The sequence below is a fragment of the Streptomyces sp. YS415 genome (genome assembly GCF_023544665.1).
GTDB lineage: Bacteria > Actinomycetota > Actinomycetes > Streptomycetales > Streptomycetaceae > Streptomyces.
Genome location: NZ_JAMJFL010000026.1, coordinates 71,186 through 87,628, shown reverse-complemented (window position 1 = coordinate 87,628; position 16,443 = coordinate 71,186). Strand labels below are relative to the sequence as shown.

Here is a 16,443-nt window from a genome sequence, read left to right as displayed (position 1 = left end):
GTTGTGTCGCCCTCGGACCGAGGAGCTCTGCCGACCATGAACAGGTACCGCACGACCGTGTCCGGGCTCGCCCTGGCCGGCGCCCTGCTGTCAGGGGCGCCGGGGCAGGCCCTCGCCGGGACCGGGGGCGAGCTGTGGGGCGCCGCCACCATCGAGCCGGGCCGGGAGGGCACCGTCCGGGTCGCCGGGTACACCGGGCCCGGCCTCGGCGCCGGATCGGCGCTGACGCTGACGGCCCCTGCCCCGGCCGTCGTCACGGGTACGCCCCTCGACGCCCGCGGCTACCGCGGTGCCGTCGCCAGCGGCGGCCGCAGCGCCACGTACACCTTCGGCGGGACCCCGGCGGACGAGCCGTGGCGGGGCCGCGGCTTCCCGTTCGTGCTGGCGGTGCCCGCGGACGCGGTCCCCGGCACCCGGCTCACCGGCTGCTCGATGGTGCTGACGGACGCGGCGGGCGTGCCGCGGGACCGGGGCAGCTGCGCGGTCACCGTGGGCCTGCCCGCGCCGACGCTGCTGCGGCCGCAGTCCGGCGTACCGCTGACCGCGCGCCCGGAGACCTCCGGCACCGCCTACCCGGGCGCGCAGGTCACCGTGCGGGACGCGCTGGAGAACGAGGTCTGCTCCACGACCGCCGGCGCCGACGGCGACTGGTCCTGCGTCCCGGCCTTCCCGCTGGCCCCGGGCTCCGGCCTGCTCCAGGCGACGGCCACCCTGAACGGTGCAGGGGCGGTGAGCGACCGGATCGCGGTGATGGTCGAGGGCCGACTCGGAGATCAGCCCGCCCATAACGAGCCTAATCGGCCAATTGGGTGATAATTGGTCTATGAATGCGACGATGGTTGACCTTGCGGCCTCGGGGAGCGACGTCCTCAACGTGGTCGCCGCTCTAGCCGGTGGTGTGTTCATCGCCGGTGCGCTGGTGCTCGCCGTCTACTTCGGCATGCGGGTCATGGACCGGGAGCTTCCGCACCCGAGCCCCGAGGAGCAGCCGACGCTGCCCGCCGGTGGGGCCATCCGTGAGATCCGGGAGATGCGCGAGGCGGAGGAGATGCCGCTGTCGGCGGGCGGTGAGCGGCTCCTGCCGCACGAACTCCGGCGCCAGAGCACCAGGCGCGGCACGGACCAGAAGCGCAAGCGCTGGCTTCCGGGGTCGAGTGGGTCCTTCGGAAGCGGTGGTCTCGGGCACGTCTGAGCCGTGGCCGCTCACCGGCCGGCCGCGTGGAGCCGGGATTACCGGCCGGTGGAGGACGCGTCGCGGGACATGGCGGGCTTGCCGGGTGCCGTGGCGAGGGCCCAGATCACGAAGACGTCCAGCGCGATCATGAGGATCGACCAGACGGGCTGGTAGGGCAGGAAGAGGAAGTGCGCCACCAGGCTCAGGGACGCCAGGAAGATACCGGTGATCCGGGCCCACCAGGCGCCCTTGAGGATGCCCCAGCCGGCGACCGCGGCCAGCACGCCCAGGCAGAGCAGGATGACGCCCCAGCCGGTGAGGCTGATCTCGTAGACGTACTCGCCGATGCGGTCGTACACGTCGTCCGCGGCGAGGGCGGAGATGCCCTGGAGGATCGCCACGATGCCGTTGACGATCATCAGGACACCGGCGAAGACCAGCCCGCCGGTCTGCCAGTCGGTGCCGCCCGGGACGGGCCCGGCGTAGCCCCTGCTCCCGGGCGCGGGCCCGGCCGAACGGTGGGCGTCGTCCCAGACGGGTGCCTCCTGGGAGGGCGCCTGGGAGTGGCTCCCCCCGCCGGTCGGCGGCGTGGCGTGCGGCTGCTGGGTCATGGACCTACCCCGCTTCCTTCTTAGGCAGTCGTTGCCACCACCTTCCGCGCGCCACCGGGGCCCGGCCATGGGGGTGGGCCGTCCGGGTGACCGGGGTCAGGGCTGCGGGGTGGCTGCCCGGCGGGCGTAGGCGCGCGCTGCCCGGGCCCGGTCGCCGCAGCGGGTGGAGCACCAGTGGCGGCGGCCGTGGCGCAGGAGGTAGCGGTTGCAGGGGGGCGAGCCGCAGGCGGTGAGGCGGTCGGCGTCGGGGCCGGTGAGCAGCTCGGCGGCGTTCGTGGCGAGGTTCGCCAGCGCGTGGTCGAGGATCTGGTCGACGGGGTGGGCGGTGGCCCGGTACAGCCCCCGGCCGGCGTCCCAGTGCAGCAGGGCAGCGGCCGGCGCCCGGGTGAGCGCGTCATTGACCGCGGCCAGCGCCCCGGTGGGCGCGGGCGCCCCGTCCAGGCGGGCGGCGAGCAGGGCCCGGATCTGCTCGCGCAGCGACCGCAACTGCGCGGCGCACATCTCCCGGATCCCTGCGTCCGCGGGCGCCAGCCCGCGTTCCTCCAGCCACTGCCCGGCGCCCCGGGGGGTGCCGAGGAAGTCCATGTAGTGCCCGCCGGGCAGGGCGATCGCGCTGTTGGCGAAGTCCAGCGCCGGGTACTGATCCGCGCCGGGTGCGGGCGGCAGCGCACCGTCGACGGCACCGGTCTCTCTCATGGCTCTCATGGTACGTCTTGCGCCCATCCGTGAGAAAGGTCTACCGTCTCTCACGGATAGACCATCCATCATCCGTGAGGAGAACCTGATCCATGTCCATACCCCTGCCCGTGCGCGTCCTCGGCGGCCCGACCGCTCTCTTCGAGTACGGCGGCCTGACCTTCCTCACCGACCCCACCTTCGACGCCCCCGGCGAGTACGGGAGCCCGGGCCGCCCCACCCTGCGCAAGCTGGCCCCGGCCCCGGTCGCCCCGGCCGACCTGGGCCGTATCGACGTGGTGCTGCTCTCCCACGACGAGCACGCGGACAACCTCGACCACGCGGGCCGCGCCCTGCTGGCCGACGTCCCGCTCACCCTGACCACCCCCGGCGGCGGCAGCCGGCTCGGCGGCAACGCCAAGGGCATGGCGGACTGGGAGACCCTCGACCTCGACCGCCCCGGCGGCGGCACGGTCACGGTGACGGCCGTCCCCGCGATCCACGGGCCCGGCCCCCGGGAGGCGGTGGAACCGGTCACCGGCGAGGTCGTCGGCTTCGTCCTGACCGGCGAGGGCCTGCCCTCGGTCTACGTCAGCGGCGACAACGCCTCCCTGGACGCGGTCAAGGAGATCGCGGACCGCTTCGGCCCGGTCGACACCGCCGTCCTCTTCGCCGGCGCCCCCCGCTTCCCGGTCCTCTTCGACAACGCCCCGCTCGTCCTCGACAGCCCCCAGGCCGCCGAGGCGGCCCGTCTCCTCGGCGCCCGCCGGGTGGTCCCTGTCCACTACGACAGCTGGGCCCATTTCACCGAGGGGCGCGAGGAGCTGGTGGCCGCGTTCGCCGAGGCCGGCCTGGCGGAGGTGCTCGACCTTCAGGGCTGAAGCGGCATGCTCCAGCAGTTGGAGTAGGCCGGCCTGCCCTTGAGGCGGTCCGTGAGCCAGTCGACCGCGTCACCCTGGTCGGTGAGCAGCGGTGCGAAGTGGTTCAGCAGGGCGCTGCCGGAGTCGGGCAGGCGCACCGCGTCGTAGGTCACGTTGGCGCCCTTCGCGCACCAGTCGGTCGCCAGGCGGCGCGACTGGCCGTGGGGGACCAGGTTGTCGCTGACGCCGGTCGCCACCCGTACCGGGGTGGCCGGCTTCAGGGCGCCGATGCGCTGACTGTTCAGGAAGGACTTCAGCGCCGGGGTCGCGGCGATGATGTCGCTGACCGAGCGGCCGTCCGTCGTCCACGTCGTGCTCTTCGCCCCGCCGTACCCGAACAGCGCGTCGCCCACGCACATCGTCGACAGATCGTTGAGCGCCGCCTTGCCCGCCGCGTTCAGCTGGGCGTCCGCGATCGGCTTCAGGGCCGGCTCGGACTGGACGAAACCGTTGAGGGACCAGCCGAGCGCGCCGGCCAGGTCGCTGCCGTCGATCGCCCGGGTGACCTCGGTCAGGTCGGCGGGCGGGGCGCCGGAGTACGTCCCGGCGAGGTTGACGTCGGGGGCGTAGGAGGGCTGGAGCTCCGCGGCGGCCGCGCTCGCCCCGCCGCCCTGGCTGTACCCGAACAGACCCACGCGGGACCGCTCCGTGACCGTGGCCCCGCTGACCGCGCGGGCGGCCCGGGCGGCGTCCAGCAGGGCGTGGGCCCCGTCGACGCGGTTGACGTACGTGTGCAGCCGGTCGGTCGCGCCGAGTCCGGCGTAGTCGGTGACGACGACCGCCGCACCGGTGGCGAGCAGGCGGTAGATCGCCAGGTCCTCGTAGCCGACCGAGACCGTCTCGCCGTTCAGCCGCAGCGGGTGCTCCAGCCCCATGGACGCGGCGCACTGGTCGCCCTGGCCCATCGTGCCGGGGGCGAGCGCCACCAGGGGGCGCGGGCCCTCGCCCTTCCAGGCGGCGGCGGGCTCGATGTAGGCGCCGGTCACGGCGACCGGGCGGCCGTTGGAGTCGGTGGACTTGTACATCAGCCGGGTGGCCCGGCCCGGCAGCGGGCCGTTCAGGCTGGGCAGGCTCAGGGCCAGCTTCAGCGGCTCGGTGCGCACGAGGGTGCCGTCCGCGGCGGGCAGGGTGGCGGGCGGGTTGTAGAACGCGGGGATGGTCACACCTCGGGACACGACCTCGTCGGCCGCCGTGGCGGCGGTGCCGGTGAGGGTCTGGGCGCCGAGGCAGGCGGCGGCGATGACGCCCCCGGCGACGAGCCGTCTGCGTACGGGCATGGCGAACCTCCTGGAGAAGCGGCTGGCAGGAAGGTGCGGTGATACGGCGGCCCGCCGCACGCGCGGTCGTCCAGGACGCGGGTGCGGCGGGCCGCGGAAGGGCTCGCCAGGGACCGTACCGTCGGTAACAGCCAAGTGGATACCGGCCGGTAGGTTACGGTTGAGTAATTAAAGTCCTCACGAGAACAGCAGGCGCCATGTGAGCGGCCCGGGGTGCCCGTCGGCGTCGCCCCGCAGCTCCGGCCGTGACTTCTGGAAGTCCCGCACGTTCAGCCGGTCCGCCTCGCCCCAGGTCCGGCTCGGGCCGACCTTGCAGTGGTCGCCGAAACCCCGCTCCACCAGCCGCTTCCCGAGCCGCAGGACATGCTCGCCCACGGCCCCGGCGCGGAAGTGCTTGCGGCCCGGGAACGCCGGGATCCGCGGCCTGCTCTCCACCGGCCGCTCCTCGTCGTCCCCGAGGTCCAGGTCGCCCTTGGCGAGCTTCAGCAGCCGGGCGAAGTCGATCGCACCCGGGTCGCCGTGCAGGTTCTCCGGCACGTGCATGTGCCCGCACACCCCCTCGAACGCCTGCCACCCGGCCCCGGACATCCGCTGCCCGCCGCCGTTGGCGTACGACGACGGATACGCCGGCCACGCCCGCGGACCGGACAGCGGCACCCCGTGCTCCTCGTGCATCCACGCCAGGAACCGCGCCACCCCGAGCAGCGCCCACTCGGGCGCCTCGGGCCAGTACAGGTGCGCGCTGCCGGACCTCTTCCACTTGGCGTGCGTCTTGGTGTCGCAGGTGCCGACCAGTTCGACCTGGCAGACGTTCAGGGTGTTGGTGTCGACGCCGCCGCGCAGGTTGACCAGGGCGCGGGAGGAGGTCTCCACGTCGAAGTGCTGGTACCACCTCAGCTTCTTCGCCCCGAGGTCCGGCACCGCCGTCAGGTTCGGCGCGGACGACCCGCCGCCGTAGCCGGGCAGGGAGGTGCCCTCGGTGGTGTGCAGGACGACGACGTTGACCTGCATGGCGTCGCCGCCGAAATCGTCCTGGTACCAGTTGGCCCGACTCGCGCCCGGATAGCGCTGGGGTCCTGTCTTCGTACTCATGGCCGCCTCCTGCGTCCGACGGGCTGTCGTGCCCAACCAGGAGGAAACCTAGGGGAGTTGGGGACCGCGCACGAAGGAGGCGCGAGGGGCGTGGCACGCGCCGGTCTCGTCCCCGGGAGTGAGTTGCGAAGCGGGGCGTACTGCGTTTTGCGTACGCCGCATTGTCGGCAGCCGCACGACGACACGGCACCCCCTGCCCGGAGAGCCTGGAGGCACCTTCGACATCCAGATGTGGAGACCTCCCCCCGTGGCTACTTTCCTTTACCGATGGGGCCGCCTGGCCTTCCGGCGGCGCTGGTACGTCGCCCTGGTCTGGGCGGCCGTGCTGGCCGCCGTCGGGCTCGGCGCCATGAAGGCCCCCGGCGCCGCCGACGAGGAGTTCTCCATGCCGGGGATCGAGTCCCAGCAGGCGTTCGACCTGCTGGAGGAGCGCTTCCCCGGCACCGCGGCGGACGGCGCGACCGCCCGGGTCGTCTTCGTCGCGCCGGGCGGCGAGAAGGTCACCGCCACCGAGCACAAGGAGGCCGTCGAGGCGGCGGTCGCCGAGCTGGCCGACGGCTCCCAGGTCGCCTCCGCCGTCGACCCCTTCGAGGCGGGCGCGGTCAGCGAGGACGGCAGCACCGCGTACTCGACCGTCACCTACGAGGTCGGCGCCGCCGACCTCACCGACGCGAGCACGGCCCAGCTGGAGAAGACGCTGGAGCAGGCCCGGGACTCCGGGCTCACCGTCGAGGCCGGCGGGACCGCCATGGAGGACAGCGGCGGACCCGGCGGCGCGGCCGAGGCGATCGGTATCGCCATCGCCGCCGTGGTGCTGCTGGTCACCTTCGGTTCGCTGGCCGCGGCCGGGCTGCCGCTGCTGACCGCCGTGATCGGCGTCGGCGTGAGCATGGCCGCCATCCTGGCCCTGTCCAGCGCCCTGGGCCTGTCCACCACCACCGGCACCCTGGCGATGATGCTGGGCCTGGCCGTCGGCATCGACTACGCCCTGTTCGTCGTCTCCCGCTACCGCGAGGAACGCGCCAAGGGCACCGCGCCCCAGGAGGCCACCGCCCTCGCCACCGGCACCGCCGGATCCGCGGTCGTCTTCGCGGGCCTCACCGTCGTCATCGCCCTCGCCGGACTGTCCGTGGTCGGCATCCCGATGCTCACCAAGATGGGGCTCGCCGCGGCGGGCGCGGTCGTCGTCGGCGTACTGATCGCGCTGACGCTGGTCCCGGCCTTCCTCGGCTTCTGGCCCGACGCCGTGCTGTCCCGCCGGGCCCGCCGCCGCGGCCGTACCGAGGAGGGCGCCAAGGACAACGGCGGCACGCGCTGGGCCCGGTTCGTGCTGCGCCGCCCGCTGCCCGTGCTGCTGCTCGGCGTCGTGGGCCTCGGCGCCCTCGCGATACCCGTGGCCGACCTCCAGCTCGGCATGCCCGGCGACGAGGCCAAGTCGACGTCGACCACCGAGCGGCGGGCCTACGACGCGCTCGCCGAGGGCTTCGGGCCCGGCTTCAACGGGCCGCTGACCGTCGTCGTCGACGCCCGGGGCGCCGAGGACCCCGAGGCCGCGGCGGCCACCGTCGCGAAGGAGATCGGCGGCACCGAGGGCGTGGTCTCGGTGTCCCCCGCCCGCTTCAACGAGGCCGGTGACACCGCCGTCCTCTCCGTCGTGCCGGCCACCTCCCCGACCGACGAGAGGACCAAGGACCTCGTCACCACCATCCGCGGCGAGCGGCCGGCCGTGGCTCAGGAGACCGGGGCGACCTTCGACGTCACCGGCACCACCGCGCTGAACATCGACATCTCCGAGAAGGTGCAGTCCGCGCTGGTGCCGTACCTGATCGTCGTGGTCGGGCTCGCCGTCGTCCTGCTGCTGCTGGTCTTCCGGTCCGTCCTGGTCCCGCTGAAGGCGGCCCTCGGCTTCCTGCTGTCGGTGCTCGCCTCGCTCGGCACGGTGGTCGTGGTCTTCCAGCAGGGCCACGGCGCGGAACTCCTGGGCGTGGAGACCACCGGACCGATCATGAGCCTGATGCCGATCTTCCTGGTGGGCATCGTCTTCGGACTCGCCATGGACTACGAGGTCTTCCTGGTCTCCCGGATGCGGGAGGCGTACGTCCACGGGGAGAGCCCGGCCGAGGCCGTGACCTCCGGTTTCCGGCACAGCGCCCGGGTGGTCACGGCCGCCGCGCTCATCATGATCGCGGTGTTCGCCGGGTTCATCGGCGAGAGCGACTCCATGATCAAGATGATCGGCTTCGGGCTCGCCTCCGCCGTCCTGTTCGACGCCTTCGTCGTCCGGATGGCGATCGTGCCCGCGGTCCTCGCCCTGCTCGGCGAGCGGGCCTGGTGGCTGCCGAAGTGGCTGGACCGAATCCTGCCCCGGGTCGACGTGGAGGGCGAGGCGCTCAGCCGCCCCGCCGCCGACGCACCGGCCCTGCCCGACAAGGAGGTCGCCCGCGCCTGAGCCGGGCGACGGCCGCCCGGGACCCGGGCGGCCCGTCCGTCGTCCACCATGGACCTCAGCACCTCACCGAGAGAGCACCCGATGAGCAAGAGCCTGGAGCGCTACGCCGACCGCTTCGAGCAGTACGCGGAACGCTTCCCGCGCATCCTCGACGTGATCATGGTCGTCTCGCTGATCGGCTGCGCCGTCCTCGGCACCCAGCTCAGCCTCCCCGGCAGCCGGCCCCCCGACTCCGGCAAGCCCACCGAGATCCTGCTCGGCCTGAGCTGCCTCGTCCTGCTGAAGTACCGCACGCATCCGCGCACGGTCCTCGTCGTGGTCGCCCTGGTCACCCTGGCCGCCGTCACCCGCGGCTATCTGCTCACCCCGCTGCTGCTGGCCCCGCTGCTCGCGGCGCTGTACTGGCTGGCGGTGCTCTGCGAGCCGAAGACCGTCCGGGTCTTCGGCACCGCCGGCGTGGTGGCACTGAGCACCGCGAACGTGATCGCCGACTCCATGGACGGCCTCACCGTGCTCCTGCAAGTGATCGGCCCGGTCTTCTGGCTGGCGCTGCCGCTCGCCGCCGGGCGGATGACCCAGCTGCGGCGCGCCTACCTGGAGTCCGTGCAGGCCCGCGCCGAGCACGCCGAGCGCACCCGGGAGGAGGAGGCGCGGCTGCGGGTCACCGAGGAACGTGTGCGCATCGCCCGCGAGCTGCACGACGTCGTAGCCCACCACCTGGCCCTGGCCAACGCCCAGGCCGGTACGGCCGCCCACCTCGCGCGCCGCGACCCCGAGCAGACCCAGAAGATCCTCGACGACCTCACCGGCACCACCTCCTCGGCGCTGCGCGAACTGAAGGCCACCCTCGGCCTGCTGCGCGAGGACGACCACCCGCGCGGCGAGGGCCTGGAGCCCGCCCCCGGCCTGGCCCGGCTGCCCGAGCTGATCTCGGCGTGCGCCTCGGCGGGCCTCGACGTCACCGTCACCACGGAGGGCGTACCGCGGCCCCTGTCACCCGGCGTGGACCTGACCGCGTACCGGATCGTGCAGGAGGCCCTCACCAACGTCTCCAAGCACGCCGCCGCCCACAGCGCCCACGTCCGCTTCACCTACGCCGACTCCCGGCTGCTCATCACGGTCAGCAACGACGGGCCGGTCGGACCCGCCCCGCGGTCCGGCGGCTTCGGGCTGATGGGCATGCGCGAACGCGCCCACTCCATCGGCGGCGAACTGTGTGCGGGCCCGCGCCCCGAGGGCGGCTTCGAGGTCACCACCGCACTGCCGCTGCAGCCGTCCGCCGCCGTCCCAGAAGGAGACCGCCGATGACCATCAGGGTGCTGCTCGCCGACGACCAGGCCCTGCTGCGGGCCACCTTCCGGATCCTGCTCGACTCCTGCCCCGACATGGAGGTCGTCGGCGAGGCCTCCGACGGCGCCGAGGCGCTGGAACTGGCCCGCGCCCACCACCCCGACGTCGTCCTCATGGACATCCGGATGCCCGGCACGGACGGCCTGGCCGGCACCTCAGCGATCTGCGCCGACCCCGGCCTCACCGCCACCAGGGTGCTGATCCTCACCACCTTCGAGACCGAGGACTACGTCGCCCAGGCGCTGCGGGCCGGGGCGAGCGGCTTCCTCGGCAAGGACGTCACCGCGGACACCCTGCTGGCCGGCATCCGCACGGTGGCCTCCGGCGAGGCCCTGCTCTCTCCGGGCGCCACCCGCACCCTGATCACCCGCTTCCTCACCTCTCCGGCACCGGGCACCCAGCTGGCGCCCCCCGAGCGGCTGGCCGAACTCACGGTCCGGGAGCGGGAGGTGATGGCGCTGGCGGCGGAGGGCAGGTCCAACGGGGAGATCGCGGAACTCCTCACGGTGAGCCCCCTGACGGTCCGGACCCACGTCCACCGCGCGATGACCAAACTCAACGCCCGCGACCGCGCCCAGCTGGTCGTCATCGCCTACCAGACGGGACTGGTCCAGGCGGGCCCGGCGGGCACGGGGTGAGAGCCGTCTCGGTCGGTCGTCATCGTGTACCGGCCGGGTCCGGCGGGCGCAGGGTGAAGGCCGCCTCGGCCGTACGGCACAGGGCCTCGGCCGGTCTCCATCGCGTACCGGAGGCGGCTGGCGGGGTGAGGGCCGTCGCGGTTGTACGGCCCGGCGCTTCGACCGGTAGTCAGCGCGTGCCGGGCGGGACCGGGTCCGGCGGGTGCAGGGTGAAGGCCGCCTCGGCCGTACGGCACAGGGCCTCGGCCGCGGTGCGCAGCGATCGCCAGGAGGCGAGCCCGAGCAGGACCCCGGCCACGGCCGCCGGCCACCACCAGGCGCCGAGCACCGCGAACGCCGCACTCCAGGCGAGCGCCTCGCAGGCCGCGTCGTAGGAGTCGCGGGTCTGCGCCAGAGCGGCGCGCGGGGCCTCCTCCGCGCCGAGCAGCAGGGCGGTCCAGCCGCTCACCACGTCTCCGCCCGTGTCCCGAGCTACCTGCGCCTCGGTGCGCCGGAACCGGTCGCCGCACCAGGTGGGGGAGTCGGGGCGGCCGGCCGAGCGGGCGCGGGCGGCCCGCGCGTCGAGCCGGTCGGCGCGCAGGGCGTGGCCGTCGGCCCGGGCCCGCACCGCCTGCCGGGCCAGCAGGTCCGGCGCCGCCCACCGCCCCACCCGCCAGGCGGTCACCCGTCGCCCCACCGGCATCAGCCACCAGGGCCAGGCCCCGGACGCCAGCGCCCCGATCGCGGCGGCCGCGTACGGCACCGCGAACGCCGCGGCGACCACCGGTACCGCGAAGAGCACAAGCGAGGCGATCCCGTCGGCGCTCAGCCCGCCGCTCGTCCGCAGCGCGTCGGCGATCCGCGCGCGGGCGAGCGGGACGTCGTTCCACCGGCTGTGCCCGAGGGCCCCGCCGCCGACCAGCGCGACCACGACGAACAGCGCCGCGGGCAGCAGCCGCCGCAGGAACCAGCCGTCGGGTATGCGTTTTTGCAGCTCGGCGAGGAGTCCCAGCACGGTCAGTCCACCAGGCGCATCGGCTGCCCGTGCAGCGCGCACGCCGGGGTGCCGGCCGGCGCCGGGGCCCCCTCGCGCAGGTCGACCCGGCCGCAGCGGCGCGTGGGACACACCCAGCCGGCCGACCGGGGCGTCGGAGCGCCGGGCCAGCCGCCGACGCCCAGCGTGGGATCCAGCCCGAGTCCGCCCGGCACCCCGGCCGCCTCGACCGCGTCGTGCAGGGCGCGTACCCCGTCCCGCCACTCGGGGCTCGCGGGATCCGCGTCCCGTACGGCCGGGAAGGCGGCCTCCCAGGCACCGGGCCCGACCAGGGCGCGCAGATCTTCCATGTTGCGGCACAGATACTCGACGGCGTCCTCGTAGACCTGCCGTGCCATCGCCCCGTCGCCCACGGCGGCCTCCCTGGAACTCCCCCGAACCACTGCCCCCTGACAGGCGGTCAGACTAATGTAACGAGCGATGACGGAGCTTCGGGATCGAGTGGTCGCACGTCTCGTCACGGCACAGAACTCCCGCGACCCCGCGCCCTTGCGCGGGGCGGAGGCGGCGGACGACGCGCTGGCCCTGCTGCGGGAGGCCGCGCCGGCGCCCGAGGGCGTGATCGACCTGGAGTCGGTCGCCGCGGTGTTCTGGACCTTCTGGTTCCGGCACGGGGGCGACGCGGACCCCGAGGCCCAGCGGAACCTGACGGTCGTCTTCGGCACGTTCGGGTTCCTGTGTCCCCGGCTGCCCCCGCAGGCCGGTCTCCCCGACGTCCTCCGCCAGGGCTTCGATCCCGCGGACCCGTCCCACGAGGCCCGGTTCGCCCACCTGATCAGCTCGGCGTATGCGGAGGACGTCGCCGGCGAGGGCGGTGCGGTGGCTCTCGACCGCTCGCTGGCGTGGGCGGAGACGGCACTCGAGCACCTGCGGGACGACGACCACGCGGGGTTCGCGGAGCTGGCGGTCCAGGCCCTGGAGCTCCACGTCCTCCGCTTCCAGCGCGAAGCGGAGCCGGGCTCCCTGGCGGCGGCCGCCCGCTACGGCCGCGCGGTGTGCGAACGCCTGCCCCTCCTCGACCCCGAACTCGCGCGGGCCGCCGCCTCGGTCGCCCTGCGCACGGTCGTGGACGCGGCCCGGCTGCTCGGAGACCCCGAACTCGCCGTCGTGGACCGGCTGCTGGCGATGGCACCGGACGGCTCGCTCACCCAGGAGAACTCCGACGGCCTCGCGACGCTCCGCCTGCTGGTCGCCCAGCCCGTCACCTGGCCCGGCGAACGCGATCTCCGGATCGGCGCGGCCCTCGCGGAGGCGGGCGTCGCCGACCAGGACCCGCGCCGCATCGCCTGCGCCGTACGCCGCCTGCGCACGGCCCTCTCCGCCACCCCCGCCGACCACCCCGCCCACGCCCGGACCCGCATCGCCCTGGCGCAGGCCCTCGCGGCACTCGCCCGGGCCCGCGACGACCGGGACGCGGCCCGGGAAGCAGCACAGCTCATGCATTCCGCGGGCGCTCCGACCGGGAACGGCGTCACCGTCCCGGGGGCCCGGCGGCCCGCGCCGGCCGCCGGTCGTCCCGCGGATCCCGGCACCGGCACCGCCGTGGCCCAGGCGCTGGCAGCGCTCGCCAGGGCGGGCGAGGACGGCGGCGCAGCGCTGGAAGCGGTGGAACTCCTCGACTCCGCCGGGCTGTTGGGCGACGAGCAGCGGGCGGTGATCGATGCCTACCGGGAGTTCGAGTCCGACGGTTCGCCGGCCGCCCTAGGCCGGTTCGTCGAGCAGGTGCGGCTCCACACCACCCGCACCGGTCGCCCGCCCGACGTCGACGTCGAGATCCTCGATCTGGCCTCCGGTTTCGTCCCCGACGACACCGCCGACGAGCGCATAGCCCGCTACCGGGCGGCTCTCCCCGCCCACGGCCCCCACCGTCACGCCCACATCGCCGTCCTGGCCGCCCTCACCGGCATGCGGGCGGGGGCCCTGCGGCCGACGGCGCCCGCCCGTGCCGACCTCCTCGCGGCGGAATCCCGCGAGCTCACCGAGGAGGTGGCCGCACAGGCCCCGCCCGGCTTCCCGGCGACGGACCTGCTGCGCCGGGGAGCGTACGAGGCTGCCCTGCCCCTCGCCGTCGTGTCGGTGAGCGGGGAGGCCGTGCCGGACGAACTGGTGGCGCTCACGTCGCAGTTGTCCCGTCTGCAGGACATCCGCCTCGACGCCCCGGAGAACCTGGACTCCGACATCGCGGTCATCCGCGAGATGCTCGCGGACGTCGACGAGGACACCTCCCTGCGCCCCTACCTGGCCGCGGCTCTCGGCAGCGCCCTGTCCGCCCGGTCCGCCGGGCGGGGCGACCCGGCCACCCTGGACGAGGTCGTCGAGCTGCTGCGCTACGCCCGCGCTCACGCCCCCGACCTGGCGGGCCACCTCGACAAGCCCCTTGCCGACGCCCTGACCGCCCTGTCCGTGGGCCGGTTCGACCCGGAGAACGCCCGCGAGGCCTCCGCCCTGCTCGCCTCGGCCACCTCTCCGTCCCCCACGCAGGAACCACAACCCCCGTACGGCGAGGTGGCCCTGACGGAGACCGACCACGCGGTCCTCGCGGCCCGCACCGAGTTCCACACCGCCCTCCAGAACTACCTCCTCGGCCACGAACCGGCCCAGTTGGAGCGGGCCCGGCGGACCGCCGCCCGGATGCGGGAGCTGACCCGCGGTCCCTGGACCGGCAGCCGCCCCTGGTACGACCTGATGGGCGACGCCTACGCCGACCTGGTCGAGACCGTCGGCCCCGGCGGCGGCCCCCGCGGCGACCTCGGCGACGAGATCGTCGAGCAGTGCCGCCGTACCTTCGCGGCCTGCCCCGCCGGACATCCGATGCGTCCCATGGCCGGTACGACGCTGGCCCGGGCGCTCGTCCAGCGCGCGCTGCTGCTCCGCCCGGCGGACCCCGGGCGGGCGGCGGCCCTGGTCGCGGAGGCGGACGAACTGGGGCGCGCGCTCGGTGAGGAGACGCCGCAGGGGGCGCCGGACATCGGCGGGACGATCCGTATGTTCGTCGACCTCATGGCGCGGGGGCGGCTGCCCGACGGCACCGCCGCGCAGGCGCCGGGCAGGCCACCGGCGGACCTGTTCGACACGGTCATGGGCCCCCTGCGGGACCGCCTCGCCGGCGCCGCGGACCCCCTCGTGTGGCGGGACCGGGCGGTTCCGGTGGGGATGCGGGCGCACGGCGAGATCGGTGCCGCGGCCGGTGCGCTGAGCGGGCCGCGGCCCCGGGTCGACCTCGCCCTGGACCATCTCGAAGCGGGCGTCGAGGCGATGGCCGGGCTCACCGACCGGGGCAGTGACCAGCGGTCCGCCGAGCACGGCCTGTCGACGTTCGAGGGGGACATCCGGACGATCGTGGAGCTGATCCTCACGCACCTCGTCGGACGGGACCTGGCCGCACGGCTGCCGGGTGAGGCGGCCGGCCTCAAGGCGGTGATGGCGCGGGCGGCGGCGGGCGACGACCCGGACGCCGTACGAGAGGCCCTCGCGGCCCTGCGCCTGCCGTCCGCGCACGGCCGCACCGCCTCCGGACCGGACGTCGACCGCGCCGCCGAACTCCTCGACCGGGGCCGCGGGATGCTGCTGGCCCGACGCATCGAGTCCCGCGCCGACATCGACGCCCTGCGCACCGCCCACCCGGACCTGGCAGCCGAGTACGAACGACTGACGAACACCCTCGCCGCCGCCCCTGCCGAGTCCGACAGGCGGCCGGGCGCCGAGGCCCCTGCCGGGCGTGCCGTTTTCGAGCGACCGCCGGGCACGCCCACCGCTGGTCCGGAGGGCGCCGAGGTCCCTGCCGGGCGTGCCGGGTTCGAGCGGTCGCCGGGCACGCCCGCCGCCGGTCCGGAGGGCGCCGAGGTCCCTGCCGGGCGTGCCGGGTTCGAGCGGTCGCCGGGCACGCCCGCCGCCGGTCCGGAGGGCGCCACCACCCCTGCCGGGCGCGCCGAGTCCGAACGGCTGACGAACACCCCCGCTGCCGGCCCCGAGCGCGCCGGCGCCCCCGCCGGGCGTGCCGAGTGGGCCCGGCTCGCCGGGTTGCGTGCCTCGCGCGAGCTCGACGCGCTGATCGCCCGCATCCGGACCGAGCCCGGCTTCGAGGACTTCCTGCGGCCCCTGACCGCACCGCAGTTGCGGGACCTCGCGGCCGACGGCCCGGTCGTGGTCCTGAACCAGGGCCGCCGCCACTGCCACGCCCTCGTCGTCACCGCCCGCTCGATCACCGCCCTGCACCTCGACGTCGGGGCCGACGAGGTCACCGGCGCCGCCCGGCGGCTGAGGGACGCCGTCGACGCCATCAACGCCCAGGGCACTGCCCGGCCCTCCCCCCGCCAACTGGTCGCCGCGGGCACCGCGGTCCGCGAGACGCTGGCGTGGACCTGGCACAAGGTCGTCCTTCCGGTCCTGGACCTCGCCGGCTGCGCCGGGCCGGTCCCCCGGCACGGCACCTGGCCCCGCCTGTGGTGGGTGCCGACCGGCGCCTTCAGCGCGCTGCCCCTGCACGCGGCCCAGTGCACGGCACCGGACTGCGCGCTGGACGGCTGCGGCGCAGCGCTGGACGCGGTGGTGTCGTCGTACGTCCCGGGCCTGCGGACCCTCGCCCACACCCGGTCCCGGGCCCGCCGCCGTCCCGGCCACGGCGGTGCCCTGCTGGTCGCCGAGCCGGAGCAGGAGCTCCCGGGAGTCGCCGCGGCCACCGCCTACGCCGCCGGACTCCTCGGCGCGCCCGCCCCCCTGATCGGCGCGGCCGCCACCCGCGAGGCCGTCCTCGGCGCCCTGCACCAGGCATCCTGGGCCCACTTCGGCTGCCACGCGGCCACCGACCCCACGGAACCCTCCGGCGCCCTGCTCCGCCTGCCGAGCGGCGAGCCCGTCTCGGTCCTGGAGATCTGCCGGGCCCGGCCGAGCGCGGCGCGGCTGGCGTTCCTGGCGGCCTGCGGGACCGCCCGGACGGCGGAACGCCTCACCGACGAGGCCATCCACATCACCAGCTCGTTCCTGCTGGCCGGGTTCCCCGCGGCGGTGGGCACCCTGTGGGCCGTCGACAGCACCCACGCGGACCACATGACCCGCGCCTTCTACCGGCGTACGACGGCTCCGGACGCCCCCGGAGCGGCCCACGCCCTGCACGAGGCGGTCCGCGGGCTCCGCCGCCGGATCCCCGACCGGCCGCACGTCTGGGCGGCGTACGTGCACGCGGGGACGTAGCAGCGCGGGCGGCGGCGTATTCCCCGGAACCATT

13 protein-coding genes are annotated in these 16,443 nt (G+C 75.0%); 7 read left to right on the top strand and 6 right to left on the bottom strand.

Annotated features, from left to right (window positions below; genetic code table 11):
* Positions 1-36 precede the first annotated feature (36 nt).
* Together M8H82_RS27675 and M8H82_RS27670 are read left to right on the top strand one after the other, a co-directional pair.
* Complete coding sequence (locus M8H82_RS27675; protein ID WP_250077783.1) at positions 37-813, top strand: carboxypeptidase regulatory-like domain-containing protein; 777 nt, start codon at positions 37-39, stop codon at positions 811-813.
* Between the two features lie 22 nt (positions 814-835).
* Positions 836-1,192, top strand: a complete 357-nt coding sequence (locus tag M8H82_RS27670; protein WP_250077782.1) for a DUF6479 family protein — start codon at positions 836-838, stop codon at positions 1,190-1,192.
* Between the two features lie 38 nt (positions 1,193-1,230).
* On the opposite strand, the gene M8H82_RS27665 is transcribed toward M8H82_RS27670, so the two are convergent.
* Both M8H82_RS27665 and M8H82_RS27660 read right to left on the bottom strand, forming a co-directional pair.
* Positions 1,231-1,785: a hypothetical protein gene (locus tag M8H82_RS27665; RefSeq protein ID WP_250077781.1), complete on the bottom strand. Its 555-nt coding sequence runs from the start codon at positions 1,783-1,785 to the stop codon at positions 1,231-1,233.
* A 96-nt stretch (positions 1,786-1,881) separates the two neighbouring features.
* On the bottom strand, positions 1,882-2,490 hold the full coding sequence (locus M8H82_RS27660; RefSeq protein ID WP_250077780.1) for an ABATE domain-containing protein: 609 nt from the start codon (positions 2,488-2,490) through the stop codon (positions 1,882-1,884).
* Between the two features lie 83 nt (positions 2,491-2,573).
* Between M8H82_RS27660 and M8H82_RS27655 the strand changes: the two genes are divergently transcribed.
* Positions 2,574-3,341 carry an MBL fold metallo-hydrolase gene (locus M8H82_RS27655; protein ID WP_250077779.1) on the top strand — a complete coding sequence of 256 codons (768 nt, stop codon included), beginning with the start codon at positions 2,574-2,576 and terminating at the stop codon, positions 3,339-3,341.
* Here the strand turns inward: M8H82_RS27655 and M8H82_RS27650 are convergent.
* Together M8H82_RS27650 and M8H82_RS27645 are read right to left on the bottom strand one after the other, a co-directional pair.
* Positions 3,332-4,657, bottom strand: coding sequence for a lipase family protein (locus tag M8H82_RS27650; RefSeq protein ID WP_250077778.1), 1,326 nt, complete (start codon positions 4,655-4,657; stop codon positions 3,332-3,334). The genes M8H82_RS27655 and M8H82_RS27650 overlap by 10 nt on opposite strands.
* Before the next feature lie 177 nt (positions 4,658-4,834).
* The gene (locus tag M8H82_RS27645; protein WP_250077777.1) at positions 4,835-5,749 is read right to left on the bottom strand and encodes a peptidoglycan-binding protein; all 915 of its coding nucleotides are present in this window, start codon (positions 5,747-5,749) and stop codon (positions 4,835-4,837) included.
* 247 nt (positions 5,750-5,996) lie between these two features.
* Between M8H82_RS27645 and M8H82_RS27640 the strand changes: the two genes are divergently transcribed.
* The 3 genes from M8H82_RS27640 to M8H82_RS27630 all read left to right on the top strand — a co-directional run bounded on the left by M8H82_RS27640 (position 5,997) and on the right by M8H82_RS27630 (position 10,186).
* Complete coding sequence (locus M8H82_RS27640) at positions 5,997-8,198, top strand: MMPL family transporter (RefSeq protein WP_250077776.1); 2,202 nt, start codon at positions 5,997-5,999, stop codon at positions 8,196-8,198.
* A gap of 81 nt (positions 8,199-8,279) precedes the next feature.
* A complete protein-coding gene (locus M8H82_RS27635; RefSeq protein ID WP_250077775.1) occupies positions 8,280-9,506 on the top strand; it encodes a sensor histidine kinase in 1,227 nt (408 codons plus the stop codon).
* Positions 9,503-10,186 carry a response regulator transcription factor gene (locus M8H82_RS27630; RefSeq protein ID WP_250077774.1) on the top strand — a complete coding sequence of 228 codons (684 nt, stop codon included), beginning with the start codon at positions 9,503-9,505 and terminating at the stop codon, positions 10,184-10,186. The genes M8H82_RS27635 and M8H82_RS27630 overlap by 4 nt, the downstream gene beginning before the upstream one ends.
* A gap of 169 nt (positions 10,187-10,355) precedes the next feature.
* On the opposite strand, the gene M8H82_RS27625 is transcribed toward M8H82_RS27630, so the two are convergent.
* Together M8H82_RS27625 and M8H82_RS27620 are read right to left on the bottom strand one after the other, a co-directional pair.
* Entirely contained in the window at positions 10,356-11,180 is an 825-nt protein-coding gene (locus M8H82_RS27625; RefSeq protein ID WP_250077773.1) for a hypothetical protein, read from the bottom strand.
* Between the two features lie 2 nt (positions 11,181-11,182).
* Complete coding sequence (locus M8H82_RS27620; RefSeq protein ID WP_250077772.1) at positions 11,183-11,572, bottom strand: hypothetical protein; 390 nt, start codon at positions 11,570-11,572, stop codon at positions 11,183-11,185.
* Between the two features lie 67 nt (positions 11,573-11,639).
* Between M8H82_RS27620 and M8H82_RS27615 the strand changes: the two genes are divergently transcribed.
* Positions 11,640-16,409 (top strand): CHAT domain-containing protein, encoded by a 4,770-nt coding sequence (locus M8H82_RS27615; RefSeq protein WP_250077771.1) that lies wholly within the window; start codon positions 11,640-11,642, stop codon positions 16,407-16,409.
* Positions 16,410-16,443 lie beyond the last annotated feature (34 nt).

What these genes read in the sequence shown, in the direction of transcription:
- M8H82_RS27675 (WP_250077783.1), top strand. Translation starts at nt 37, where the DNA reads ATGAACAGGTACCGCACGACCGTGTCCGGGCTCGCCCTGGCCGGCGCC.
- M8H82_RS27670 (WP_250077782.1), top strand. Translation starts at nt 836, where the DNA reads ATGGTTGACCTTGCGGCCTCGGGGAGCGACGTCCTCAACGTGGTCGCC.
- M8H82_RS27665 (WP_250077781.1), bottom strand. Translation starts at nt 1,785, where the DNA reads ATGACCCAGCAGCCGCACGCCACGCCGCCGACCGGCGGGGGGAGCCAC.
- M8H82_RS27660 (WP_250077780.1), bottom strand. Translation starts at nt 2,490, where the DNA reads ATGAGAGCCATGAGAGAGACCGGTGCCGTCGACGGTGCGCTGCCGCCC.
- M8H82_RS27655 (WP_250077779.1), top strand. Translation starts at nt 2,574, where the DNA reads ATGTCCATACCCCTGCCCGTGCGCGTCCTCGGCGGCCCGACCGCTCTC.
- M8H82_RS27650 (WP_250077778.1), bottom strand. Translation starts at nt 4,657, where the DNA reads ATGCCCGTACGCAGACGGCTCGTCGCCGGGGGCGTCATCGCCGCCGCC.
- M8H82_RS27645 (WP_250077777.1), bottom strand. Translation starts at nt 5,749, where the DNA reads ATGAGTACGAAGACAGGACCCCAGCGCTATCCGGGCGCGAGTCGGGCC.
- M8H82_RS27635 (WP_250077775.1), top strand. Translation starts at nt 8,280, where the DNA reads ATGAGCAAGAGCCTGGAGCGCTACGCCGACCGCTTCGAGCAGTACGCG.
- M8H82_RS27630 (WP_250077774.1), top strand. Translation starts at nt 9,503, where the DNA reads ATGACCATCAGGGTGCTGCTCGCCGACGACCAGGCCCTGCTGCGGGCC.
- M8H82_RS27615 (WP_250077771.1), top strand. Translation starts at nt 11,640, where the DNA reads ATGACGGAGCTTCGGGATCGAGTGGTCGCACGTCTCGTCACGGCACAG.